This is a genomic window from Pantoea sp. Ap-870 (assembly GCF_011752515.1).
In the GTDB taxonomy this organism is placed as follows: Bacteria; Pseudomonadota; Gammaproteobacteria; order Enterobacterales; family Enterobacteriaceae; genus Pantoea; species Pantoea dispersa.
Window position 1 is genome coordinate 307,897 of the sequence record NZ_VWXG01000003.1, and the last position, 23,429, is coordinate 331,325.

The following is a 23,429-nucleotide window of genomic DNA, read 5'->3' on the forward strand; positions in this document are numbered from 1 at the left end:
CAAATCCTCAGTTAACGCTCTTCGTGAATCAGGCTGCCGGTGAGAATGCAGAACACCCCCATCAGGTCAGCGTGGCGGATAATCACTTCCGTCTGCTCATTCACTTTGGGTTTAGCATGATAGGCGATACCCAGCGCCGCCGTTTTAATCATCGGCAGATCGTTAGCACCATCGCCAATCGCCACGGTTTGTTCCGGTGCGATGTCAAAGCGCTGGGCCAGACTGTTCAGGGTATCGGCTTTAAATTGCGCGTCGACGATTTGCCCCAGCACTTCGCCGGTCAGCTTACCGTCACGCATTTCCAGTTCGTTGGCTACCGCAGCGGCCAGATGCAGCGTCTGCCGCAGGTGATCGGCATAGAAGGTGAACCCGCCCGAGGCAATCGCCACCTGCCAGCCCAGCGCCTGCAACTTGTGCACCAGCGTGGTCAGGCCCGGCATCAGCGGCAGCGTGTCGCGCACCTGCTTCAGGATATTGGCGTCAGCGCCGGCCAGCTTCGCCACGCGTTCGCGCAGGCTGGCTTTAAAATCCAGCTCGCCGCGCATCGCGCGTTCCGTCACTTCCGCCACCTGCTCGCCGCAGCCCGCCAGTTTGGCGATCTCATCGATACACTCGATCTGGATGGCGGTGGAATCCATGTCCATGACCAGCAGCCCTGGCGTTTTCAGATGGGGGATTTTGCCGAGCGGCGCCACATCAAAGCCAGCCTCATGCGCCAGCTTGCTGGCACGCGGTGTCAGCGAGCCCGCCAGCCGGATTACCTGATACTCATCGACATTCCACGCGCTGACGATCACCATCGCCGCGCCCAGCTGATGCTGATAATCGGTCAGTTTTTGTTTATCGAGCCCGCGCCCATACAGTAACCAGCCAGTCCGACCGGCACGGTAATCCAGCGGCATCACTTCATCACCGCTCAGGGAAAGGGGTAAACCCGGCCAAAGAGAGACATCGGCGGGCAGATCGCACCAGGTAAGACGATTTGGCATTACAGCTCCTGTAGGGACAACAAAACCACGCAAGAGGCTACCTTGTCTGCGCGGGTTCTGGCAACATAATTGCCAGCCTTTCTGCTGTTACGTCACACGGGTTTCTGATGGTCAAAACCGCACTGAAATTTCGCCTGCATCGCACGGTGATCGTTCTTATCTCGCTGGCGCTATTAGTGGTGCTGATGCAGGGCGCGTCATGGTTTAGTCTTGGCCATCAGATGGCCCGTTCCGAGCAGGTCGAGGAGCTGGCGCACACGCTGACGCGCCAGGTGGCGTTCAGCCTGAAACCGCTCATGGATAACAGCGACGATAACCGCACGCAGATTGAAGCCATCCTGAATCAGATGACGGATAACAGCCGTGTGCTGGACGCTTCGGTCTATGCCGACGACGGCAGCCTGGTGGCCCACAGTGGCGAGAGTATTAATGTGCGCGACCGCCTGGCGCTCGACGGTAAACGTGCCGGTAGCTATTTCAATCATCAGATTGTCCAGCCGCTGGAAGGGAAAGAGGGTCCGCAGGGTTTTCTGCGTATTACGCTGGATACCCATGTGCTGGTGACGGAATCGCGTCAGGTAGATAACACCACCAATATTCTGCGCCTGATGATGCTGCTGGCGCTGGCGATCGGCATTATCCTGACCCGTACCCTGCTGCGCGACCGCCGCACCCGCTGGCAGCAATCACCGTTCCTGCTGACGGCCAGCAGAACCGTGAAAGAGGATAAAGAGGAAGAGACGGCGGCGGAGAGTGTGGAGACTGAGAGGAAAGAGGGTTGAGGCAGATAACTCTCTATAGAAGCACGTGTAGGTTAATGTTGCCGGAAAGTGGCTGGCTGGGATGGGATACAGAGTGACGGTGAAGGTTGGACAGGACAGCCTGATCCTGACGACTGGCAGCTAAAGAGAAAAAGCCGGAAGGATCGTTAAGATTGCGTCCGGCTACTATTATGGGACCTTAATTTTAATCGCTATTGCACTATCTACGACATCATCAAGCAGCATTTCTTCTTTCTGGGAGAAATTAGCATATTGAGACATAGCTCTGCATGTTGATAGTGTTTCAACTATTTCAAGAGAAAAATCATCACCATACTTAATTATTTCATTATAACGAATAGTGAAAAAAATCGCTGACTCAATTTTACCATTCGCATTAAGCTCAACTATTATTTTTTCGAGCGATCTCATTAATTCATTTAAAGCATTCACCAGGGAACCCTCATAGTTTTAACAACCCATGTTCTGGGGAGATTTGAAACCACAGCTTGATATCCTAAGCCAGGATATCCAGCGCCCTGAGCAGCTGCAGAACCTCCACTTCGGGGCCTTAAGTTCTAATAGATTAATTATGATTACTCTCCAGTCATGACGGATTGTTAGTTTTTGGCATAATAGGGAAATTTATTATCACAATAACAACTGTGACGACTATTTTGCAATCATCTTATGACATCAGCGCTAAAATATCACGCTGAGTATAATAATCTTTAAATTTCCATTAATAGATCGAATTGTTAAAACTATTTTCTTTTCGTAGCGTTTATTTGGTAAAATCCGCGAATCGATCCAGCTTTAATAATCAGGCACACAGGTTTTAATGTTTAAACCACCGGTTAGATCTAACTGATCATCTACTACTCTTAAAATTTATGGAGAGTTGTAGCACTATCCTTACCCGAAAAGATATAGCAATGTATCGACATAAGGATAGTTTGAATTAAATTTTATGCTAACACTCTGATAATTATGGACCTTCCCAATATTTAGTGTTTTCAGTAGCTCTCTCCAAATCGTCCATATCATCCTCTCCAGGCTCACGGTCAAATTTACCTCCAATGATTCCTCTCATCTTCGATAACAATGTAGTAATATCATTGTCATCAATGAAATTGGTAGTTTCTCGCTCATACGCTCTTCGCTTCTCCTCATTGATTGTTGATTCATTATAATAATAATGAGCTATATTATTTAATGACACCAATATATAATCAATCTCCTTATATAAATCAATTGCCTCAGCCTCTGTTAAATAGATTTTCTTTTTAATGTGCGACATTATCATTTCCTTTAATCATTATGTAGTCATTAATTTAAATATCACCATTAACAGTTAATTCATCATTATGACACCGTTGATTACGAATTTATTGAGGCTTAAGTTTGGGGCATGTGTTTCAATAAAATATCGGTTAGACAATTACTCTAAAGACTAAATACCCGTAAAAAACCATTTATCAATGATGATAAAAACGCACTAAAAAAAGCAAAAAAAATCAACTAATGAAAGTTATAATCATCATTACTTAATTAAATAAAGATTACCGTAAAACATCAAGACCAAAACCAGCCTCGTCACTACAATGGCGTTACTTTATATCTCTCACACCTTTATAATACCAATAGCCTCACACGAGTTATAATAGCTTAATCAATGGCGTCCTGGCGTTATTATTTACACTCACAGCCAATTATCCATACAGTTCTGGGCAAGCAAGTTAAGAATAAGTTTGCGAATACATCAACAATCATAATTTTACCAATCCATTATCGCTATCAATAAAAACATTGAACGATTCATTTTTCGCACAATAATGCAGAAACTCTTCACATTTTTTATATTCCTCGTTAAGAGCAACACACCCAAATCCGACATCATCATGTGGATAAATGGCCACATTTAAATCCAGATTAATATAAAAACAAACCTGACCAACAACTCCAGCATGACACATCATCAATCTTGATAGGCCTCTGAAGTCATGACTTTTTTTACTTAAGCTGAGTGAAAAAGCCGGCAAACAAGAATCACCATAAAGATAACTTTCAAACTCTTCGGTCATTGGCAAAAGTAATTTTTTATCTTTCATCTCCTCATATAAAGCCTGATAATTATCAATCGTTTCTTTATCATCCTCTCTTTCATCATTAAATGAAAGAGCTGCAATAACAATTACACCTTCATCCTCTTTACCAAAAAAATCTTCGAATAAAGAAATAGCCTCGTCAATTAGAGGATATGAAAAAGAATCTTTTTTTTCAAAAAAACCGACCCAACTTTTGGACAATCTAAATCCAGAGAAATTAATTTCATTTAGTGAGAGGCTACTTATCGATTTTAATGATCTTTCCATCACTCATACCTATAGTTATTTTATGCCTTGGCTTTGGTTCCGCTTTACCTATAACAACTTTCCATTCACCTTGTTTATCACTATGCGATGTATTACTTTTACTCCATATTTCATTTGTATGATTATTCTTATAATTCCCACCTTTTACTTTAACAAAATCTTCAGGATGTGATGATGGAGTCCTTACTATATCGCCTATTTCAGCACTGTTTACTTTTTTCTTAGGATTATCTAAGTGGCATTTTGAAAGACCCAGGGGATCAATCCATGCCAGCGGGTTCGGCGCATACTGATAAAGATAAAGCCCCCGCCAGCCCTATCGGGTCTTAGAATGCTATTCGGCTAAATTATGAATCATGGTGCTAGTTTCGTTCGTAGTTCACTGAAACTTTTAGACTAAAACTCATAAACCTGACCTCGCTTTGAAGCCAATATCAAACACCCGCAAGTCGAGAGTCTTCATAATTATTACTGGCGCAGAGCAAAAAACAATCATTTTTTTAATTTCTTTCAACACTGGACTGTTTTGCGATGATTATTTCTGTAATTTAATCATTTCAGCAAAATAAAAAAATCATTCACATCCAAAACTGACATCATCTTTAGGTAATAATGTCTCCAGTATTAAGAATTGAATATCTATTTAGTTCATCATTATCACTTCTAATTTATACAGCCATATATCATTTTCCTTTAGATACTTCTTAATCCACGTACCAATTGACAATTCTTTTTTTAATTAGCTCCAAAGCAGAAACATTAGCAACTATAACATGGATGGAAGAACCATCTACTTGCTTATCAAACTCGCTAATTGAATCAGTACCTTCATCTAAAACAATCTTAATGATCTCGCCATTATTTTTCTTTCTCGCTGAAAATATAGGATCACCATCCATTAACGGCGTTCCATTTGAAAAGGTGGTATTGTAATATGGGCAGTCCACTGTGTTTCTATTGTTCACAATGCTTAAAAAGAAATTTTGCAATGAAGACTCTAGTTCCAAATATTCATTCACATCAACAAGGTAATTATTAAACATATTCACTCCAAAAATGCCTTCCCAGAAATAATTTCAATATCAACGCGTTCATGCTTAGTGTCTTTAACCATAAATGTTTTACTTACAGGTGCATCAGCTTCTCCACATTTACTAGCAATAGTTATGAATTTTTCTGCCTTCTGGAATGCATCTTTTCTTAGCGCTAAATCACGTTTATTTAACTTTCCCTTAAGCTCCATCATCATTTTCTTAGCATCCTCTGCCGTAAGGGGGTGTTCTTGGCTCCATGAAACAGATTTTCAAGGGACATGCCTTATGCCTGGATTCGTCCTTGATGTGCTGCTGACAACCCCAGCGGATCAATCCAACTGAGCGGGTTCGGTGCATACTGATAAAGATTCAGCCCACCCGCCAGCCCTATCGGGTCCTGACTGATGAACCGCCCCGCATTCGGATCATAGTAGCGGAACCGGTTATAGTGCAAACCCGTTTCTGCATCGTAGTACTGGCCCTGATAGCGCAGCGGCTGGTATACCGGCTCAGCATGGCGCGTCTGGGCATGCTCTAACCGCGCCGTGTTGCACCACGCCCGGTACTCTGCCCGCCACGCTACACTATCATCCGCACTGGTCAGCTCACGCGGCATGCCTGCAAAGTCATTGTGATACCAGTGTACCTGCGCTGCGTGCTCCGTTTCACCTTGTGAGATGGAGTTAGGGATGGGTCTCAGAATGACGGTTGGATAGGTCAGCCTGATCCTGACGACTGCCAGCTAAAGAGAAAAAGCCGGAAGGATCATTCAGATCGCTTCCGGCTTCGTTTTTTATAACTGGATATGTTTATAGTCCAGTATTTTATCAGCTATTTCCTCAGCACTAACATCTTCCTGGAAGATATAATTTGCAGCCTGAGGATCTGCAACGCTTCTACAAAGAAAGTCAATATCATTATCCGCTTCTTCTTCTGTGCCTTCACCACGCTGGATTTTTTCAATTAACTCTATAAGTTCTTTTCTTTGCATATTCAGCCTCAAAAATGATAAGCCCGACCCAATACTAAACCTGATAAAATGTTAATCAATTATCCGCCGGATAAGCCCAAAGCTATCAATACAACTAACGCTATCGGATAGTTAAACAGCATGATCCAAGCACATATAAAGAAAGGCCAGGTGTTCTCTACTAATAAATCAGTGCAAAATACTATTTATCTGACTATGAAGGATGCGTCAAAAATAGAGTTGCCGATTCAGTACTGGCGACAGGCAATGAATTTCAGATCATTGAATAATGTAGACCCATGAGCGCTAACCTTTAAGCATTGGGCTGTTATAAATAATTACTTACAGGCTCTAATCAAAATTAATGGCTGCAATAACTAATTCCTAACACCGAAATCAATATAACCTTCAGAAGTGATAGCTAAGCACCATTTTGCACTTTCGTCAAAAAAATAGTGATGCTGAGGAATATTGTGAATCACATAAACCACAAACTCAGGGAAAATCTTCGGTTCCAGAGAAACCGCAAAATCAAGTGAGGAATCATTGATATAGTAAATTTTATCCTTTTTGTTTAAGAATTCATATAAGCTACTATCTTTTATGAACTCTTTAACATCAAAATCAACCTGCATGGAATCAAATTTAATTGGTCGTTCAGCATGTCTTAATAAAGAACCCCAATCAATTTTTGAACCTTTCCATTGAAAAGCTTCAGAAAGAATATCCGCAACAGGCTCCCATTCATTAATAATTATTGGCCTTGGAGAAAAGCCATCCATATCTGATAACACATCCTGTTCTAAAGTCACTTTGCTCTCCATAATTTTGATGGCAAGTCAAATAATCTCTGCAGTCTTTTCACCGATGACTCCGTAGCTTCAAATAGATAATGCTCACCTTTTTCTTTACCGCTGAGTACATTTATATGAGCGCCACTACGCTCATCATATTCTATTCTGAATCCGGTTTTACCATCTGAAGTCGTCATTCCTACAGGCTTGCCTCTGGTAGATCCAAACTTCCCTGTGTTAACTTTTTCAGCCTTGAAGCCTCTTTCTTCAAGCCACTTTAGTGCTTTGTTTCTGGCTTGCTCAAACTATCCTTACACTTAGTCAACCCCAGCGGGTCGATCCAGTTCAGCGAGATCAGCGCATGCTGATAAAGATTCAGCCCACCCGCCAACCCTATCGGGTCCTGACTGATGAACCGCCCCGCATACAGAACATGGCAGCTTAAAAGAAAAAGCCGGAGGGAATGTTGAGATCGCCTCCATTTTTTTAGTCCATTAAGAAGTCATCATTTTCAAGATAACAAAACGTGGCTTCGAAAAGATCGACTTTCGTCGAACCAGGGCTTTTTACAAGGTAATTTTCGATTAAAGCAGTAAACATTGGAGCGTCTAAAAAAGCATCATATTAATTTACAAAATCAATTTCTTCATCTTCATTCTCTTAATGATAATACTTTCCATTATAAATATCGTCCCTAGACTCCGTATCAAATGAACTGTCCACATATAGCCAACCTACATCTGGAAGCTCTTTGTATTTCTTTAGCATCTCATCAAAATATTAAATAGCAATCATTTAACCTCCTTTATTTTCTGCATTTTGTTCCGCCACGCCATTTGTTACACCCCCGGCACCATCAGGATGATAAATCTTGTACTAACTTTTATAACTATTAAAATCAGCAAGTTGTGGTGTGGCAGGCATGTCAACATGATGCCATGTCATGTCTTTAGGGAAAGAGCTTCTGAAATTACCATTTCGCATCGGCTGGATATGATCCATTCCACCAAGATTTTTAATAAAAAGCCGGAAGGATCGTTAAGATCGCTTCCGGCTTTTTTTAATTATATATACCTTTACTTTCAGCTTTTTCTATAAATATATCTTGCAGGCTTCCTTGTATTTCATCATCTTTATAGGTCACAATAAAATCACCATCAATATTATCAGGGTAATGAGAACCATCCAGAGTACCTAATATGACCGAAGCACTATCGGCGATCGCGAGATCTATAAATTTAAATATACATTCCTTTTCTGCCTGACTTAGATTAGCCAGAGCATTTCTTGCTTTACCATAGGTATCAGTATCATTATTTACTGGTTTGCTGAGAGACTGCCTATAACGCTCGGAGTTATCTTCAAACAACTCTTTGAAGATAGCATTAACTACTTGTTCGTCAAGATTCATACATGCCTCTTTATCTTAATTCAGGATACATAGACTTGTTCAATTTGATAAGTTCCTGAAGTTTAATATTTGGTATCTCAGGATATACCCTTCTTAACTCCCTTATATCCCTCGCTACGACATCTCTGGCATTTGCAAATGGTAATCCAGTCTTGGTATTTATTTTACTTCTGGATACAATGCCTAATCCTTCTTTAGATACGGTGTGGCCGAATCGAGGAACTAATATGGCTGGAGCTGTCGCAGGATCATATCCTTCAACCAGATCTTTCATAATATTCTTCTGACCAACATGATGAGAGTCCAGTCCAAGATTTTTACCTTTAACAGCATTTTTATTACTTTGATGAGAACTTACATCCCATTTTTCAGGATCACATTTTCTTAACCCCAGCGGGTCGATCCAGTTCAGCGGGTTCGGCGCATACTGATAAAGATTTAGCCCACCCGCCAGCCCTATCGGGTCCTGACTGATGAACCGTCCCGCATCCGGATCATAGTAGCGGAACCGGTTATAGTGCAAACCCGTTTCTGCATCGTAGTACTGGCCCTGATAGCGCAGCGGCTGGTGTACCGGCTCGGCATGGCGCGTCTGCGCATGCTCTACCCGCACCGTGTTGTCCCACGCCCGGTACTCTGCCCGCCACGCTACACTACCATCCGCACTGGTCAGCTCACGCGGCATGCCTGCAACGTCATTGTGATACCAGTGTACCTGCGCTGCGTGCTCCGTTTCACCTTGTGAGATGGAGTTAGGGATGGGTCACAGAATGACGGTGAAGGTTGGATAGGTCAGCCGGATCCTGACAACTGCCAGCTAAAGAGAAAAAGCCGGAAGGATCGTCTAGATCGCTTCCGGCTAGTATTATTGATTCTCGATTTCAATTATCCAGTGGCGAAGATCATCATCCGTATATAAAAAATCCCGATCTGAAGAAGGTAAATCAACAGCTCCTGGCAATTTCAGATATTTTAAAACTATGGGGTCATATAATCTTAATGAGTCATCATCGAAAATATTAAGTGCCCATTCAGACACATCATCTCTATTTGCGTCACCTGCTAATATATTTGATATTTTATTAATTATATCACCGCGTTGAGGTTGAATACTCAAAACACTACCGCCTTACTTATAATTACCATCAATATCAAACATACGATAATTGTTTTCATGAGCAAAAGGCTTTGGAGACACACTTCGTATATTTTCAGTATGGTCTATCTGGTCATAGTATGTACATTTATCACCTTTAGAAGCATCCCATTATCTAACTAATCCGGCACCTTATTGATTATTTCAGGACGTTCTGGTTTAAAAAAATCATCCATCCCCAAATAACTTCTAGTATTTTAAATACTAATCAAGCCTTAGGATCTCTTTGATTTACTGACACAATCTTTAGTCATTCTTAAAGATTTTCCCTCACCAGAAATGACCGGAGCATTATAAAATTATCGTCGAATTTATCGCTGAAGCACGAGACTCTAGGTGAATTGCAGCAAGCTTAAAAATGAAAGTCTTGAAAATAAAAAATCTGTCATCCATTACATTCAACTATATGTAAAGAAAACCACCCACTCATATAAATCGTGTTGGATCTAGAGATATGGAGACTGGAAAGCCTCAACATTGAGATTTGTCTTTATCTTTGATTTTATAAAATCACATGATAAAGGACAAACAACGTACATATAAAAATCATAGCCAAAATGTACTTCTAGATCATCAGAGAGAAGTTTGCACCATATTTTTTCTCTTAATACGTCTCTTATTAATAACGGCAACTCGTTTATCGCTAATGACTCAGGGTACATAAGAAGCCCGGCCTCATCAAAAATTTCCAATTCGGATACAGTCAATTTCTCAACACTTAATAAAGAACATAATGAAATGACAAAATTAATGTATTCATCTTCCAATAATATATAATCTTCCAGACTAACCTTGTTCCCCACATCAAAATAACTAGTCCATTCATTTTCCGGCGAGGTCAAATTACCTTCAGCATCATAACCATGATATTTTGTTATTCTTAATGAAGTATGCATCAGTCGCTAATCATATTCATATCAAATGTTCCCGTTCTTGTCCTACGACTTCCTGGATTTTTCACGCTATCTGCAGCTTTCCAAAAACCGCCATTATGCTGATCAACGTCAGGTGTAATATATCCAAGTTTATTTGGTGCTTTTTTATTAACGAATACGGGCTGCCCATTGGATCTCTCATTGATTTCTGAATAACCAAGCTCAGATGCTTGTTCCGCGTGGCCACATTTTCTTGCCAAGCCCAACGGATCAATCCATGCCAGCGGGTTCGGCGCATACTGATAAAGATTCAGCCCACCCGCCAGCCCTATCGGGTCCTGACTGATGAACCGGCCAACATCCCAACCATATTAGCGGAAACGGTAGTAATAATACCCCGTATCCTGTCCCCAATTGCGCGGCTTACGTTGTAGCGATTCTGCTTAGTATTGCCAAGACAACCCAACATTGACTTAATAAAAATCACAGTTTTAGATTAAACTCCTCACCATGACTTCATAAAATCTATATTATCTACCGCACAAATATCAACATTATATTTTCTCACAACATCCAAAAACCGCTTAACCACTTCCTCTGAAAAAATCATTATGCTTTTACCGGCTTCAGGCATGTAACTATTCACAATAAAAAAAGGAATATGATTATTTATCAAGTGAGCAATGACTTTATTTGGGATTTTACATTCACTATCCACACTTAACAATATAGGTTTTTTTTCAACCTCAATTTCATTCAACCCCCTTCTCTTCCTTAATTCATTTTTCTTAACAGCCATTGAAAAATTTCAATTTCTTTACCTATGGAGTTTCCATCTGAGGAAACATACAATCCATTCCTGTAAACGTTATTAACGTTAATTAACTTTCTTTCAACAACATCATAAAAAACAAAATCACTTATGAAATCATTAATGATTTTTTTAGCGGTAGATGAGTCAAAACCATAAGGCCCATAAAAATTGTCATCAATATCATATTGATAGCAGAAACAGGTTGTGATTTTATCAAACTCCTTTGAAAACAACCTTTTCCAGTCTGGTACTGGGAATTTTATTACCCTTTCATTCTTCACCATGTAAATATAACCTCTTCACCCTTAGAGTTCACTGAATGCACATGACCTGAATCATGATGTTTTGGTATATTAGGTAAACCCGCATCTGGGTGTCCATCTGGATGTTCGAACCATTTATTTGGACCATACTTGTATTCTCGACCCAGCTTTGTGGCACTTTTAGATTTCATCATTGACCAATTCTTATCCTGACTGGTTGCATTCAGTTCATCTATTTTTTCCGCCTATTGAATTCCCTGGGACTTGAGAATATTATTTAGCCAGATTTATAGCCTCGCGTCGATTCTTTTTTTTCGATAACATTCTATTTACTCAACCCCAATGGGCCAATCCGGTTAAGCGGACTCGGCGCATGAGAGGAGAGGTTTAACCCGCCGTTTAGCCCTATCGGATCTTAGTACGTTATACGACTAAGTTTAGATCTTGGTGGAAACTTCTCTGGTAGTTAACTGAATTTTTATTTATCTGGATATAAAATAGCACATTATTTTTTACAATTATAAATAAAAACCAATCAAAAAAAACGCCAATTTAAAACGCAAAGCAATAATATCCATAATTAATCATACACTAATCATTACACTAACCTAATAGCCTCGGACACTTTCAATTTAAGCACTTCGATATTACTTGCTGAACCACTAAATATTGGCGCCTCCCAATCATAATCTTTAATTAGTGAAACAAAAAAACTCCCCCGAATGTTAAATGATGGTCTCCATCCAATGTCTAAAAGAAACCCACCTGGAAACTCAACCTGGAGCATATCTTCTTTTAAATCTTCTAAGAAATTCTCCAATGGTTTTTTTTCATCAATATGAAAGTCATCAAATGTCACAATTCCGCCCTTGGTAGTGAAATCCATATTAATCATTTTGTAAGCCTCATAAATTCATTTTCAGATATAGGGTGCCCATGAATTGTCCCCCCACTTTCTTCAACCCTTAACCACCGACTTTCTTTGCCCTCACTGGCTCCAATAATTTCTCCCATATCTTTCACTTTCCAAGGTTTTCCATTACTCACCGACTCACCATTTTTATAAACTGATCTTTCAAGTGATTCTATGTCAGTCCCAGGTTTATATTTTGCTGGGCCTGACTTTGTCGATTTAATAACATCTTTCCAGGTTGAATTTTTGGGTGCTACATGCTTATAGCCGTGAGGAGTCCAGTTAGGTTCATTTTCATCAGAGCATTTGCGTTGCAACCCCAACGGATCAATCCATGCCAGCGGGTTCGGCGCATACTGATAAAGATTTAGCCCACCTGCCAGCCCTATCGGGTCCTGACTAATGAACCGTCCCGCATCCGGATCATAGTAGCGGAACCGGTTATAGTGCAAACCCGTTTCTGCATCGTAGTACTGGCCCTGATAGCGCAGCGGCTGGTGTACTGGCTCAGCATGGCGCACCTGCGCATGCTCTACCCGCACCGTGTTGCCCCACGCCCGGTACTCTGCCCGCCACGCTACACTACCATCCGCACTGGTCAGCTCACGCGGCATGCCCGCAACGTCATTGTGATACCAGTGTACCTGCGCTGCGTGCTCCGTTTCACCCTGCTGCAGACTGATCTGTGCCAGTGGTGCGAAGCTCTCGTCTTCATAAATCCAGATGTGCTGGCGCGAGCCACGCACTTCGCTCAGCAGACAATTGCCGTCCCAGATAAAGCACGTCACGCCAAAGGCGTCACGTTTCCAGCTGCGTCGGCCGAACGCGTCGTAGCCGTAGGTAGTGCGCTGTTCTGTGCCGTTACGCGTGCTTACCGCCTCTGTCAGCTGGTGCTCGGCGTTCCAGGAAAACTGTTGCACCGTGTGCCGGCCAATGCGCTTCTCAGCCACGTTGCCAAAGCTGTCATACGCCCAGCGCCGGTCTTCGTGCACCCTTAGACGGTTATCCTTCAACGGCGGCGCGCCGACCTCATTCAGCAGATTATGTGCGGGGTCAAAAGCAAACCGCTCATCCTGCGCTCGCGTGAGTCGGCCCAGTGCGTCATATTCGTAGCGGTGGTCACCGGTGTAGTGATCGACCATCTGCATTAGCTGGCCGTTGCGTTGCCATACATAATCACGTGCCACCGCCGTGCTGTCACCGCGCATAGCGCGCTGGCTCACCAGCCGGCTCATCTCATCATGAACATACTCGCTGGCCAGCGCTCCCTGGGTACGGCGCACCTCACGGTGCAGCATGTCACGTTCGCTTTCGCTGATGACGCGACCGCCAAAATTGACCTGCACGCGGTGACCGCTGCCATAATAAAGGTTACTCAGCTCACGACCGTCCGGTAGCCTGGTATGTGTACGGTTACCCAGCTCGTCATACTGATGGCGCAGCTCGTAATTGATACCACGAATCAGGCTGCGCTCCGCCAGCAACTGGCTGGCATCATCCCATTCCAGCTCCACACGTCCGCCGTGATTGACGCCAGTTGTCAGACGTCCCAGCGCATCGTAACTGAAGCGGGTACGCTGCCACTTTGCATCTCCGCCGCGTGCCACCAGCTTCTCAAGCAGCCTGCCGCAGTTATCGCGCCGATAATGCGTGCGAATTTCCGGGCCGCTGCCGTCGCCTCGCTCGGTACGCGTCAGCGCATTTCCACTGGCATCATATTCATAATAGGTGGCAGAACCATCGAACCTCTGTTCACCGATCAGGTTGTTATGCGCATCGTAACTGAAGCTATAGCGCGTGCCATTTTCATTGATGAGAGCAACCAGACGACGTGCGCGATCGTATTCATAGCTAATAGGGTTACCGAGCGCATCAGTTCGCGTCAACGGCAGACCGTCCCCCGCCAGCGTCCAGCGTGTTGCCTGATTCTGTGCGTCATACCAGGCTGTCAGGCGCTGCCAGCGGTCAAACTCGAAGCGCTCGACACCGCCATCCGCATGCACAATGCGCTGTGGCAGACCATCACGACGGTTATAAAGAGTGGTAACGTTGCCTGCGGCATCAGTTTGCTGCCTGAGCCAGCCGTACTTGTCATAATCAAAGCATGTGGTGCGTCCGGAACAATCGGTATGGCTAGTTAAAAAGCCGGCACTGTTCCAGCTCAGCTTTTGAACACCTGCTGCCGCGTCGCGGATACGAACCAGATTACCCTGATCGTCATGGTTATATTCGGTAATGCGGCCAATCTCATCAGTGAAGCGAATCAGGCTACCTGCAACGTCATAATGGTATTCGCGAATACCGCCCAGCATGTTTGTAACCCGCACTGGCAGGTTCCAGCGAGCGTGGTAGTCAAAGCGTGTCGTCTGGCCATCCGGTTCGATAACGGCAGTGCAGTTACCGCGCTCATCATAGCGATAACGCGTCACACGGCCAGCCTGATTAGTAAGCTGTATGATCTGTCCACGCGCGTTACGGCGAATGCGGATATAGCCGCCCGAAGCATCACGAAAACCGGTTAACTCCTGATTATCGTCAAAGTCATAGCGCGTGACGCGGCCCAATGCGTCAGTGACGGTTGTACTGTTACTGGCGTACTCGAAACGCCATTCACCGCCAAGGCTGTCACGATGCGCCAGTACTTTGCCATCCGGTGCGTGTTTATCGTAGTGATAGAAACACTCCAGTTCGCCCCCTCGACGATGTGCCACCATTACATGATTTCGATAACGAAATTCACGCAGCACCTCATCATGCTCATTGCGAACAGCACTTAAATCTCCTTCAGAAGAATAATCATAGCTGCAGAGCTTTTCGGCACTCAGGGGGGCAGATGGATAACAAACGCTTACTGCAGTGATACGTTCAACGCTTCGATCTTCATCAAGCATCAGTCGGGTAAATGTAATATTGAAGCGTCGTCCTGCACTGTCAGTAATTACTATCGGCTGATGTTGCGCGTTGTACTGCAGAGTAAGGCGGTTACCGTGGCGATCGCTGATTGCCGAAAGTAGCCAGCGGCCCTCTCCTGCCTGATGAGAGAAGTGCCAGTTCTGGCTTTCATCAGGCGCAGAAATGCAAAACTCGCCCGGCTGTGGCTGGGAAAGTGATAGCTGCTCATAGCGATGCAACTGCGGCTCCCGACCCGACTGTGGCCAGGGAAAATCAATTTCTCGACCCTGTTCATCAACCAGAATCAGCAGTTCGTTGTCTTTGCGTAATTCCTGAGCGAAAGGTAAAGACCACCCCTGACCTAACCAGCCGTTACCTGTTTCATCGGAGAAATACAAACGCTGCCAGTTAAGCGGTACCGCAGCGGGAAAAGAAAAATCTTTATCATGTTCGTCAAAAAGTAATTTAATACCCAGCAAAGGATTTACCGGACTACCAATTGCCATCTCAACCTCTGGCAATGGCCTCTGCGGAATTTTGCAGGGCTCAGTTTTTTTCTGCCCATGCCCTTTATCATTTCCGCCTTTATTGCTGCCGGCCTTTTTCGCTTTAATAACTTCGTCAGCGTCTTTATTTGCTGCTTTAGTTTCTGCTCTGGCAGCAGAACTTTCTGCCTTCACTGCAGCCTTTTCAGCCAGTGCTGTGCTTTCTTTGGCGACGGTTTTCCCGACTTTTGCCGCCTCGACCGCTTTGCCAGCCTTCGCTGCCAGCTTACCCGCTTTAAAAGCGGCCCCACCGCCAGGCACAAAGTTGGCTGCAGCTGAGGCAGCTGAAAGTGCCGCGTTGCCATAATCTCCCTCAGCGGTATAAATGGCAGCATTAGCGCCGTCTGCTAGGGCACCAATGACGGGGACTGCGCCAAGGACATCAAGGCCGGTGTGCACCCAGTCGCCATAATCGCTCCACCAGCTTTTCTTTTTAGGCGGGTTGGCACTGCCCGCCGTAACGTGGCCCTGGGGCGCAGGCGCATATTGTAATTTACCAATCGTGTTTCCGGTTGCCATTGGAGCTCCGTGCAGGAAATTCAGGTATTAATGAGTAAGGATATGTGCGGGTACTTTCAGATTAACAAAAGGTAAAGTAACGTTGACGCAGCCGCCATTTAAAATGGCGACTAGCTAATCTGTAGGTTGAGGTTTCAGGCTGAAGGCAATATCTTTTATGGAGAAATCATAGAACCCCATAAATTAAGAGCTAAAAAAAGTAAAATTAAAACTCAAATCCGCATGCCTTTAGCAACAGCAAGTCTTTTGATTTCCATTAATTTAACTGCCGTAGCATCATTGTTTTTACCTTCCTTCTTAAGCATGTCTTCGAGTAGATTGCTAAACCCCCATCCAGCATTCGTCACTGCGTTTGGGTTGGCGCCATGATGTAAGAGGTATTCAACCTGGTCGAGGTCCATTCTTGTCAAAGCAAAAATAAGCGCCGTTTTACCAGCGGTATCGGGCTTATTAACATCGGCACCTATACTGACAAGATATTCCAGCACAGGCATTGAGTTTTCGGACGTTGCGTTCATGATCAATGGACGTGCACTACTAACAGCATTTTTATCAAGACCTCCCGCAATCAATGCCTTAAGATAGCGGGGATCGTTTGAGCGGGCCATAGCATCTGCAGCACTGCCATATTGAGGAATAATGTACAACGGATCCGCGCCTTTCTTTACCAGTTCGGTTACGATTTGAAAACTGGCATCTGTTTTTTTGTTTGTTGCGGTTAAAAGCGCGTACATCAAAAGTGTCATTCCCTTCTTGCCTGACATGTTCAGGATATCGCCCTTAGCTAAGGCATCCACTGCAAAAGCGTTTCCCTCTCTGATAGCAACAGCGGCTTTCAAAGCATAACCTTAGAATTATTTTCAGCTGAAACAGCCTTTGGCAGACATTTATTCACAGCAAGAAGAAAGAATACGAAAGCAAAGAACTTTATGCAGTACGTCCCTGTAATAATTTTTAGCACTCCCTTTCCTTCTTAAAAGGTTCTCATGCCTTTACTTTCGGCTATTTTTTTGATGTCGAGAAGTTTCTTCATTGTAGTATCATTGTCGCCTTTTTCAATTTTTTTCTGTAGCATTTCTCTAAAACCCCAGCCTGCTTTATTTTTTACGTTAGGATTTGCACCATGTTGTAACAGGAAATCAACTTCATCTAAATCATACCTCCCCAATGCCACCATCAGTGCAGTTTTACCCGCTGAGTCAGGTTGATCTACATCAGCACCGATACCGACCAGATATTCCAGCACTTTTCTTGAATGGTGGGAAGTTGCATTAATAATTAGCGGACGATAATTGCTCACTGCATTTTTATCCAGACCGCCATCAATTAAGGCCTTCAGGTAACGAGGATCGTCTGAAGTCGCCATCACTTCAGCTACACTTCCGTATTCAGGAATATCAAATAAAGGATCGGCTCCAGCTCTTACCAACACACTAATAGTCTGGTCTCCAGTGGCTGTTTTATTTTTTACTGCATTCAGTAAGGAATATAACAAAAGTGTCATTCCTTCTTTTCCGGGAGAGTTAAGATCAGTAAAGACTGCCTTTTTCTTAATCTCATCGAAAGACTGATTCTTTATCAGGATAGCCAATTCAAGTTGTTCTGCATCAAAAAATCTTGAGGGGGATAGTTGAGTGACTGCTGCGCAGTCAAATGAAAATAACATGGCCACCATAGAAACCACAGTGATTAATTTCACTCCCCCTCCTTTTATCACCTTCACCGGCGTTAAATACTCAGTAGTCAGCTGGAGGCCATTTCATGCCTTTTTTAATAGCCAGAGTTTTAATCGATTCTAACTTTGCAGTGTTACCTGAATTCGACTGGCGCTCTATAATTTTTGCGAGCATATTATTAAAACCCCAGCCATTCTCTGTTGTGACTCGCGGATCTGCACCATGCTCCAGTAACCAGATTACACTATCCAGTTGAAAGCCTGATAAAGATTCAATCAGAACGGTTTGACCAAGTGAGTCTTTTTTATTGACGTCTGCCCCCATCTTAACAAGATAGCTCATGACCTTTAAGCTATGCTCGGAAGCGGCGCCGAAAATGATCGGAGTATCCTCGACTTCTGCATTTGGGCTCAACCCGCCATCAATCAGAGCAGCAATGAAAACAGGATCATCTGATTTCACTGAAACTTCAGCTGCGCTACCAAAATCAGGAATTTGTTGTAACGGATTCGCTCCGGCTCGAACTAAATCTGAAACAATCGCCAGGTGTTTTCTATCTTTATCATAGCTATTTTGTAAAGCAAAAAATAATAACGTCATGTCTTGCTTGCCGGGTTTATTTAGATCGGTTTGCATTGCAAGCTTTTTAACTTCCGGTTCATTACCACGTTCAATTTCCTGAGCAAGGGACAATTGCGTACCAGAAAAGAAATTCTCAGCAGATTGATTTTTCATTGCGCTACATCCGAAGGCCGATAATAATACAATCAATAAAATAAAGAACATCTTCACTCTTTGATTCACACTTAAGTGTAACATTTTGCACTCCCGTTAAATAGCAGATAAAACTTCCTCATCCTCTTGCTTTTCACTTTCTATACACGGTATTACTTGTTCCATGCCATGTCTCGCTATTGGATCACCTTTACCGCCATCCATATCATGGCGTGTACCTACAGATGAGGGAGTGAGCGCAACTAAAGCACTGCCTACTACTGCGCCAGCAAGGCCACCATATACTCCTCCTAACTTAGCTCCCGCAAATGATGTAACGCCTATTGTAGCAAGACCGCCCCAAAAACCAGGCTCCTGCACAGCAGTTAAAACCTCACCTTTAACCCGGTATGCATTGATGTTTTCTTTGTCAGGACTTTTACCTAATCCGCCGTATTTTTCTACCGTCTTACTATTCAACCCAGCAGAGTTATATGTCCATCCCGATTTGCCACTTGCTCTTGAGCATGCAGAAGCCATTCCACCGCCTAACGAGTGACCTGTACAATCAATAGGGGATTTACTCATCATGATTTTATTACCAATTCTGACAGATTGCTCATAATAATCAGATTGTAAGTTCATTCCCTGTTTAGCATTATTCTTCCAGTCTTCAAGAGAAGTTGGCCTTGTCCCTCGGAATACCACTGAGGCGGACATATCATCACCAAAAACTTTTTTATCTGGCTCATACACTCGTGCTTTAAACCCTTCATTCCCTGCAATATTTAAATCTTTAGATTTCAAGCCATAATTTTTAAGCCTGGCATTATCATTACTGATATCATCCCACCCTTCCAAAATATCTTTTCCGGACTTTGGGTCGACTTCATAAACTTGTTTTGCAAGTCTCGCTTTTTCCATCCCCGTATTATTCAGTTCCAGCCTTTCAGCAGCTGCCCGAACTTTTGGGTCACTGCTCTGCTTACCTTTTGCTATCAGCGCCTTGCGTCGCTCCCAGGTTTCTTTTTTGGTCAGATTACCGCCGCGCCCTCCCTTGGCCTTGCCGTTCATGGCAAAGATATCCTGTACGCGGTTGAGGGGAAAACCACCGATATAGGTATCCGGACTGTGCTCAATTGACCAGCAGTCACCCTCAACTGTACCGCTGACTACGCCCTTGTTACGCCCGGCCGCATCTCCAATCGTCGTCGGCACAAAGCTAATGTCATAGACAAAAGCCGGGTGGCCATTGAAGCGTACGCTTTCCACCGTACTTTTTGAGGGTGCCAGTGTGGCAGTAACCGGATATGGCACTGGCGGCTGAATGCCGGGGGTGAAACACAAATCGGGTAGTAATCCCACCACCTTATACACACCATCCTTGCGTGCAGCGTAATTATCAGCCATGACCTGACTCCTGCGAGATGAGCCCTACCAGTGAAGGCGGCAGTGGGGTAAAACTATCATCATTGGTATCCGCGATTTGTTGTTGTGCCTTCTGCACTATCGCCTTACGTTCCGTTGCAGTGATGAAGCGTAACTCTGTTACTGCTGCCTCAAGCAATTCAGAAAACACTGTGCGATAAGTACAGTGCACTTTGCGCTCGGGCAAATTAATCACCAGCGTGTCCAGCTGCAAATCGTAGCTTACTCCAGCCCCCAGTTGAGTGGTGACAAAGGCAAATAAGGTTTCAACCGGTACTGAAAAACTGATTTCCTGTCCGGGCTTATCCTGTTGCAAGATAAGATTTTTTAGCGTAACCGGAATATGCGACAGCGGCTTGGGTAATGGAAACTGCATCCACGGATGAGCGCCACACCAGTAATCAAAGCGAAAATCCTGCGGCAGAAAAGGATGACGCTGCTGCTTCCACGCCTCGTCATAAGTACCGGCAAAGCCAATACGCGGTTTCCAGCCACGACCATAAAAACCAAAACCGGCAGGTAATGTTTCATCATCAATGTTTTTAATCGGTTGAGGCAGTAATTCAAACTGTGGCGCTGCGATACGCTGTAGCTTAAGCTGTTTCTGCGCCCTGGCGGGTAGCCAGCCAACACCGACGCTGTTAGTGGCGGATGCAATCTCGTCGCCATGCTCTAAGCGGAACATTCCACCCTGCGCATGCTCGTAACGTAATTCGAGAGCCGTTATCGCTTTAGCCTCGCTTAATTGCCAGCTAGCCACCATTTTGCGCCACTCGCGTGGGCCATACACGTTTAGTAAACGGGTAAAATCGCCAATACGCGCTCCGACGGTGAAATGACGCGCCGGCTTACCTTCTGGAGCGTGAGCGCTACCGTTGATAATGACATCCAAACGCGGCTTATAGGGTGCCAGATCGCTCTCGAATCGAACACTGCTTCTGCCCGGCTCATCGTAATATTCATCCTGTTCAACCAATTCACCCTGATCTTCGCATAACGTAAGTTGGCCGCTGTGAATATCCAGATCGTAACTGACGCGTGTCACCAGCACACTAAATCCATGATCGTGCTGGTCTATCGACTCAAAAAGCTGTGCCGGGAAAGCACTATAGTTGACAAATTTTTCCATAGTTAGTTGATATCTATCTGCGTTCCGTCAATGTCTATCACCTTCTCACCAACCAGCTTAATTTTGTTTGCACTGATGGTAATGGTGCCGTTCTGTTCGAGCACGATCATCGATTCGCCACAAACCAGGGTAATCTTGTCTTCCGCACTAAACTCCGCCGATGTTCCTGCTGAAAGGCCAATGTCCCGCCCGGTATTAAGTGAATATTTCATACCAACGTTGTGCATTTGCATCGCACCCACGTTAGTCATCCAGCCGGCCCCTACATTGAGTACATAAGCAGCACCAATATTGGTATTCTGCGCCAGCCCGACATTTAACATCGAGGCTAATGCGACCGTTTCAGTTTTCGTCTGATCGACTTTCAGCGTTTGGTTGCCATTGATGGTCACTGACTGATTCTGACCAATACGCACATTTTCATTCTGATCAACCGTTTCAGTGCGGTTACTGTGCACGGTGATGGTTTCATTGCCGTCCACTGTTTCCGTACGGTTTTGGTGAATGGTAATGGTTTCGTTCTGATCGACGGTTTCAGTGCGGTTCTTTTTAACCTCAGTGGTTTCGTTGCCGCCGATGGTTTTAGTGCGATTACTACCAACCGAGTGGGTTTCATCATTTTCCACCTCGGTGTCCATATTTTTCTCAGCATGCAGCCACACCTGCTCCTCGCCCGCCTTGTCCTCGAAGCGCAGCGCGTTTGCCGTGTCCGCCGTGCCGTCCTTCGAACGGCTTAAAAACCCCATCTGCGTCGCCGCCGCCGGCAGCGCCCACGGCGGCATGCTCGCCTCGTTGTACACGCGACCGATGATCAGCGGCCGGTCCGGGTCGCCGTTGATGAAGTCCACCACCACCTCGTCGTTCACCCGCGGGATCTGCACGCCGCCGAACCCCTGGCCCGCCCACGCGCTCGACACCCGCACCCAGCACGAGCTCGTGTCGTCGCCCTTCGCCAGTCGGTCCCAGTGGAACTTCACCTTCACCCGGCCGTAGCGGTCCGTCCAGATTGACTCACCCGCCGGGCCCACCACCTTCGCCGTCTGCGGACCGTGCGTCTTCGGCCACGCCGTCGCCGGCTCCGCGCGGTACGTCACCGACGACGGCAGCACCGTGAACGCGATGTTGTGCCGCGCACCGCCGCCGCCGCTCGCGTATTCGTTCTCCTCGAAGTCGTACCGCGCCGACGTCACCAGATATTCCCCGTTGTCGCTGAAGTGCGGCGCGTTCACGATGCCGAACCGGTACCCCGGCGCGATGCCCGTCGCCGTCCCCGTTCCGCTCACGCTGTGGTGCGCAACCTGCCACACCTCCTGACGGATGCGCGTGTAAAACTCCCCGTGGCTGTGGTCGACAAAATGGCCCGGCCAGTCGTACACGTCCACCGCCCCCGGCACCGGCGACACCGGGTTCTGCCGCGCCTGCAGCATCCACGCGTTCGGCTTGCGGAAGTCGTAGTCGTCCGTGCTGTACATCCCCGGCGTCACGCTCTCGCACAGCGACCACTGGCTGATGCCCTCCTCCGTCACGCTCCCCCCCGACGCCGTCACGTGGTACGGTATCGTCTCATAGCCCGCGAACGCCTCGTGCTGGTCCGCCCCGTCGCACAGCACCATCACGTGACGCTCCGCCTCGTGGCGGAACCAGTAGTAAATCCCCTCCAGCTCCATCAGCCGGCTGATGAAGTCGAAGCTGCTCTCCTGGTACTGCACGCAGTACTCCCACACCCGGTAGCTGCTGCCCAGCCGCGTCTCCACGTTCACCCCGTTCTCCTGCAGCAGCGTCTGCACTATCTGCGGCACCGTCTGACCCTGGAATATCCGCAGGTTGCGGTCCCGGCGCATCGGCCACAGGTCCGGCTCCACCCGCAGCTGGTACACCGCGTAGCGCGTCCCGCTCAGCTCCTCGCTGCGCACCGCCACCCGCGTGATTTTCCCGTTGAGGTAGCGCGGCGACGGCAGGCTCTGCGTCGGCAGCGTGAACGTGACCGGCTGCCCCAGCAGCGCGTGCCGGTCGATGCGCGCGTCCGTGGCCAGCAGCTCGGCGTTCAGCTCAAACGACTGCGACAGCGCCTCGGCGCCGGTGAGTTTCCAGAACAGCAGGCCGTCCATCGGCAGCTGCGCGGTGATGCGTGAGAACATAAGCAGATTCCGTAACTTATTTAAGTGATTGAG

General features: G+C 45.7%; 22 protein-coding genes and 4 pseudogenes. 1 reads left to right on the forward strand and 25 read right to left on the reverse strand.

Features of this window, described 5'->3' with window-relative positions; genetic code table 11:
• Positions 1-11: 11 nt before the first annotated feature.
• On the reverse strand, positions 12-989 hold the full coding sequence (gene serB / locus F3J41_RS10520; RefSeq protein WP_021506809.1) for a phosphoserine phosphatase: 978 nt from the start codon (positions 987-989) through the stop codon (positions 12-14).
• 107 nt (positions 990-1,096) lie between these two features.
• Here serB and F3J41_RS10525 point away from each other — a divergent pair, with 107 nt between their 5' ends.
• Complete coding sequence (locus F3J41_RS10525) at positions 1,097-1,771, forward strand: YtjB family periplasmic protein (protein ID WP_021506808.1); 675 nt, start codon at positions 1,097-1,099, stop codon at positions 1,769-1,771.
• A gap of 168 nt (positions 1,772-1,939) precedes the next feature.
• On the opposite strand, the gene F3J41_RS10530 is transcribed toward F3J41_RS10525, so the two are convergent.
• From F3J41_RS10530 to F3J41_RS10650, 24 genes and pseudogenes are all read right to left on the reverse strand, one after another.
• Positions 1,940-2,203 carry a hypothetical protein gene (locus tag F3J41_RS10530; RefSeq protein WP_146068797.1) on the reverse strand — a complete coding sequence of 88 codons (264 nt, stop codon included), beginning with the start codon at positions 2,201-2,203 and terminating at the stop codon, positions 1,940-1,942.
• A gap of 535 nt (positions 2,204-2,738) precedes the next feature.
• Positions 2,739-3,050, reverse strand: coding sequence for a hypothetical protein (locus F3J41_RS10535; protein ID WP_166711029.1), 312 nt, complete (start codon positions 3,048-3,050; stop codon positions 2,739-2,741).
• A gap of 469 nt (positions 3,051-3,519) precedes the next feature.
• Positions 3,520-4,125, reverse strand: a complete 606-nt coding sequence (locus F3J41_RS10540) for a hypothetical protein (protein WP_166711031.1) — start codon at positions 4,123-4,125, stop codon at positions 3,520-3,522.
• Positions 4,126-4,829: 704 nt separating this feature from the next.
• A complete protein-coding gene (locus F3J41_RS10545; protein ID WP_166711033.1) occupies positions 4,830-5,168 on the reverse strand; it encodes a hypothetical protein in 339 nt (112 codons plus the stop codon).
• A gap of 2 nt (positions 5,169-5,170) precedes the next feature.
• Positions 5,171-5,374 (reverse strand): hypothetical protein, encoded by a 204-nt coding sequence (locus tag F3J41_RS10550; RefSeq protein WP_166711035.1) that lies wholly within the window; start codon positions 5,372-5,374, stop codon positions 5,171-5,173.
• Positions 5,375-5,472: 98 nt separating this feature from the next.
• Positions 5,473-5,841, reverse strand: a pseudogene (locus F3J41_RS10555) (RHS repeat-associated core domain-containing protein); the annotation flags it as partial.
• A gap of 111 nt (positions 5,842-5,952) precedes the next feature.
• Entirely contained in the window at positions 5,953-6,150 is a 198-nt protein-coding gene (locus F3J41_RS10560) for a hypothetical protein (RefSeq protein ID WP_166711039.1), read from the reverse strand.
• A 356-nt stretch (positions 6,151-6,506) separates the two neighbouring features.
• Positions 6,507-6,941, reverse strand: a complete 435-nt coding sequence (locus tag F3J41_RS23425; protein WP_247656274.1) for a type IV secretion protein Rhs — start codon at positions 6,939-6,941, stop codon at positions 6,507-6,509.
• 295 nt (positions 6,942-7,236) lie between these two features.
• Positions 7,237-7,347 (reverse strand): annotated as a pseudogene (locus F3J41_RS23430) (RHS repeat-associated core domain-containing protein); the annotation flags it as partial.
• Between the two features lie 636 nt (positions 7,348-7,983).
• Positions 7,984-8,334, reverse strand: coding sequence for a hypothetical protein (locus tag F3J41_RS10580; protein WP_058776732.1), 351 nt, complete (start codon positions 8,332-8,334; stop codon positions 7,984-7,986).
• 10 nt (positions 8,335-8,344) lie between these two features.
• Positions 8,345-9,085 (reverse strand): annotated as a pseudogene (locus tag F3J41_RS10585) (RHS repeat domain-containing protein); the annotation flags it as partial.
• 114 nt (positions 9,086-9,199) lie between these two features.
• Complete coding sequence (locus F3J41_RS10590) at positions 9,200-9,451, reverse strand: hypothetical protein (protein WP_166711041.1); 252 nt, start codon at positions 9,449-9,451, stop codon at positions 9,200-9,202.
• A gap of 485 nt (positions 9,452-9,936) precedes the next feature.
• Positions 9,937-10,386 carry a hypothetical protein gene (locus F3J41_RS10595; protein WP_166711043.1) on the reverse strand — a complete coding sequence of 150 codons (450 nt, stop codon included), beginning with the start codon at positions 10,384-10,386 and terminating at the stop codon, positions 9,937-9,939.
• Positions 10,386-10,766 (reverse strand): annotated as a pseudogene (locus F3J41_RS10600) (toxin C-terminal domain-containing protein); the annotation flags it as partial. The gene F3J41_RS10595 and the pseudogene F3J41_RS10600, both read right to left, overlap by 1 nt.
• A 104-nt stretch (positions 10,767-10,870) precedes the next feature.
• Entirely contained in the window at positions 10,871-11,164 is a 294-nt protein-coding gene (locus tag F3J41_RS10605) for a hypothetical protein (protein WP_166711045.1), read from the reverse strand.
• Positions 11,140-11,463, reverse strand: coding sequence for a hypothetical protein (locus F3J41_RS10610; RefSeq protein ID WP_166711047.1), 324 nt, complete (start codon positions 11,461-11,463; stop codon positions 11,140-11,142). The genes F3J41_RS10605 and F3J41_RS10610 overlap by 25 nt, the downstream gene beginning before the upstream one ends.
• A gap of 577 nt (positions 11,464-12,040) precedes the next feature.
• Positions 12,041-12,337: a hypothetical protein gene (locus F3J41_RS10615; RefSeq protein WP_211075160.1), complete on the reverse strand. Its 297-nt coding sequence runs from the start codon at positions 12,335-12,337 to the stop codon at positions 12,041-12,043.
• The gene (locus F3J41_RS10620) at positions 12,334-16,311 is read right to left on the reverse strand and encodes an RHS repeat-associated core domain-containing protein (RefSeq protein ID WP_166711049.1); all 3,978 of its coding nucleotides are present in this window, start codon (positions 16,309-16,311) and stop codon (positions 12,334-12,336) included. Before F3J41_RS10620 ends, F3J41_RS10615 begins: the two co-directional genes overlap by 4 nt.
• A gap of 212 nt (positions 16,312-16,523) precedes the next feature.
• Positions 16,524-17,150, reverse strand: a complete 627-nt coding sequence (locus F3J41_RS10625; protein WP_247656275.1) for an ankyrin repeat domain-containing protein — start codon at positions 17,148-17,150, stop codon at positions 16,524-16,526.
• Positions 17,151-17,284: 134 nt separating this feature from the next.
• Positions 17,285-18,010 (reverse strand): ankyrin repeat domain-containing protein, encoded by a 726-nt coding sequence (locus tag F3J41_RS10630; RefSeq protein ID WP_371815460.1) that lies wholly within the window; start codon positions 18,008-18,010, stop codon positions 17,285-17,287.
• Between the two features lie 37 nt (positions 18,011-18,047).
• Positions 18,048-18,806, reverse strand: a complete 759-nt coding sequence (locus F3J41_RS10635) for an ankyrin repeat domain-containing protein (RefSeq protein ID WP_371815461.1) — start codon at positions 18,804-18,806, stop codon at positions 18,048-18,050.
• A 12-nt stretch (positions 18,807-18,818) separates the two neighbouring features.
• Positions 18,819-20,111: a PAAR-like domain-containing protein gene (locus tag F3J41_RS10640; RefSeq protein ID WP_166711051.1), complete on the reverse strand. Its 1,293-nt coding sequence runs from the start codon at positions 20,109-20,111 to the stop codon at positions 18,819-18,821.
• Positions 20,104-21,258, reverse strand: a complete 1,155-nt coding sequence (locus F3J41_RS10645; protein WP_166711053.1) for a DUF2169 domain-containing protein — start codon at positions 21,256-21,258, stop codon at positions 20,104-20,106. The genes F3J41_RS10640 and F3J41_RS10645 overlap by 8 nt, the downstream gene beginning before the upstream one ends.
• A gap of 2 nt (positions 21,259-21,260) precedes the next feature.
• Positions 21,261-23,396, reverse strand: a complete 2,136-nt coding sequence (locus F3J41_RS10650; protein ID WP_166711055.1) for a type VI secretion system Vgr family protein — start codon at positions 23,394-23,396, stop codon at positions 21,261-21,263.
• Positions 23,397-23,429: the final 33 nt, after the last annotated feature.

Coding starts and splice junctions, on each gene's coding strand:
- F3J41_RS10545 (WP_166711033.1), bottom strand. CDS start 5,168: ATGTTTAATAATTACCTTGTTGATGTGAATGAATATTTGGAACTAGAG.
- F3J41_RS10595 (WP_166711043.1), bottom strand. CDS start 10,386: ATGCATACTTCATTAAGAATAACAAAATATCATGGTTATGATGCTGAA.
- F3J41_RS10605 (WP_166711045.1), bottom strand. CDS start 11,164: ATGGCTGTTAAGAAAAATGAATTAAGGAAGAGAAGGGGGTTGAATGAA.
- F3J41_RS10615 (WP_211075160.1), bottom strand. CDS start 12,337: ATGATTAATATGGATTTCACTACCAAGGGCGGAATTGTGACATTTGAT.
- F3J41_RS10610 (WP_166711047.1), bottom strand. CDS start 11,463: ATGGTGAAGAATGAAAGGGTAATAAAATTCCCAGTACCAGACTGGAAA.
- F3J41_RS10645 (WP_166711053.1), bottom strand. CDS start 21,258: ATGGAAAAATTTGTCAACTATAGTGCTTTCCCGGCACAGCTTTTTGAG.
- F3J41_RS10635 (WP_371815461.1), bottom strand. CDS start 18,806: ATGTTACACTTAAGTGTGAATCAAAGAGTGAAGATGTTCTTTATTTTA.
- F3J41_RS10650 (WP_166711055.1), bottom strand. CDS start 23,396: ATGTTCTCACGCATCACCGCGCAGCTGCCGATGGACGGCCTGCTGTTC.
- F3J41_RS10535 (WP_166711029.1), bottom strand. CDS start 3,050: ATGTCGCACATTAAAAAGAAAATCTATTTAACAGAGGCTGAGGCAATT.
- F3J41_RS10550 (WP_166711035.1), bottom strand. CDS start 5,374: ATGATGATGGAGCTTAAGGGAAAGTTAAATAAACGTGATTTAGCGCTA.
- F3J41_RS10620 (WP_166711049.1), bottom strand. CDS start 16,311: ATGGCAACCGGAAACACGATTGGTAAATTACAATATGCGCCTGCGCCC.
- F3J41_RS10580 (WP_058776732.1), bottom strand. CDS start 8,334: ATGAATCTTGACGAACAAGTAGTTAATGCTATCTTCAAAGAGTTGTTT.
- F3J41_RS10540 (WP_166711031.1), bottom strand. CDS start 4,125: ATGGAAAGATCATTAAAATCGATAAGTAGCCTCTCACTAAATGAAATT.
- F3J41_RS10525 (WP_021506808.1), top strand. CDS start 1,097: ATGGTCAAAACCGCACTGAAATTTCGCCTGCATCGCACGGTGATCGTT.
- F3J41_RS10560 (WP_166711039.1), bottom strand. CDS start 6,150: ATGCAAAGAAAAGAACTTATAGAGTTAATTGAAAAAATCCAGCGTGGT.
- serB (WP_021506809.1), bottom strand. CDS start 989: ATGCCAAATCGTCTTACCTGGTGCGATCTGCCCGCCGATGTCTCTCTT.
- F3J41_RS10640 (WP_166711051.1), bottom strand. CDS start 20,111: ATGGCTGATAATTACGCTGCACGCAAGGATGGTGTGTATAAGGTGGTG.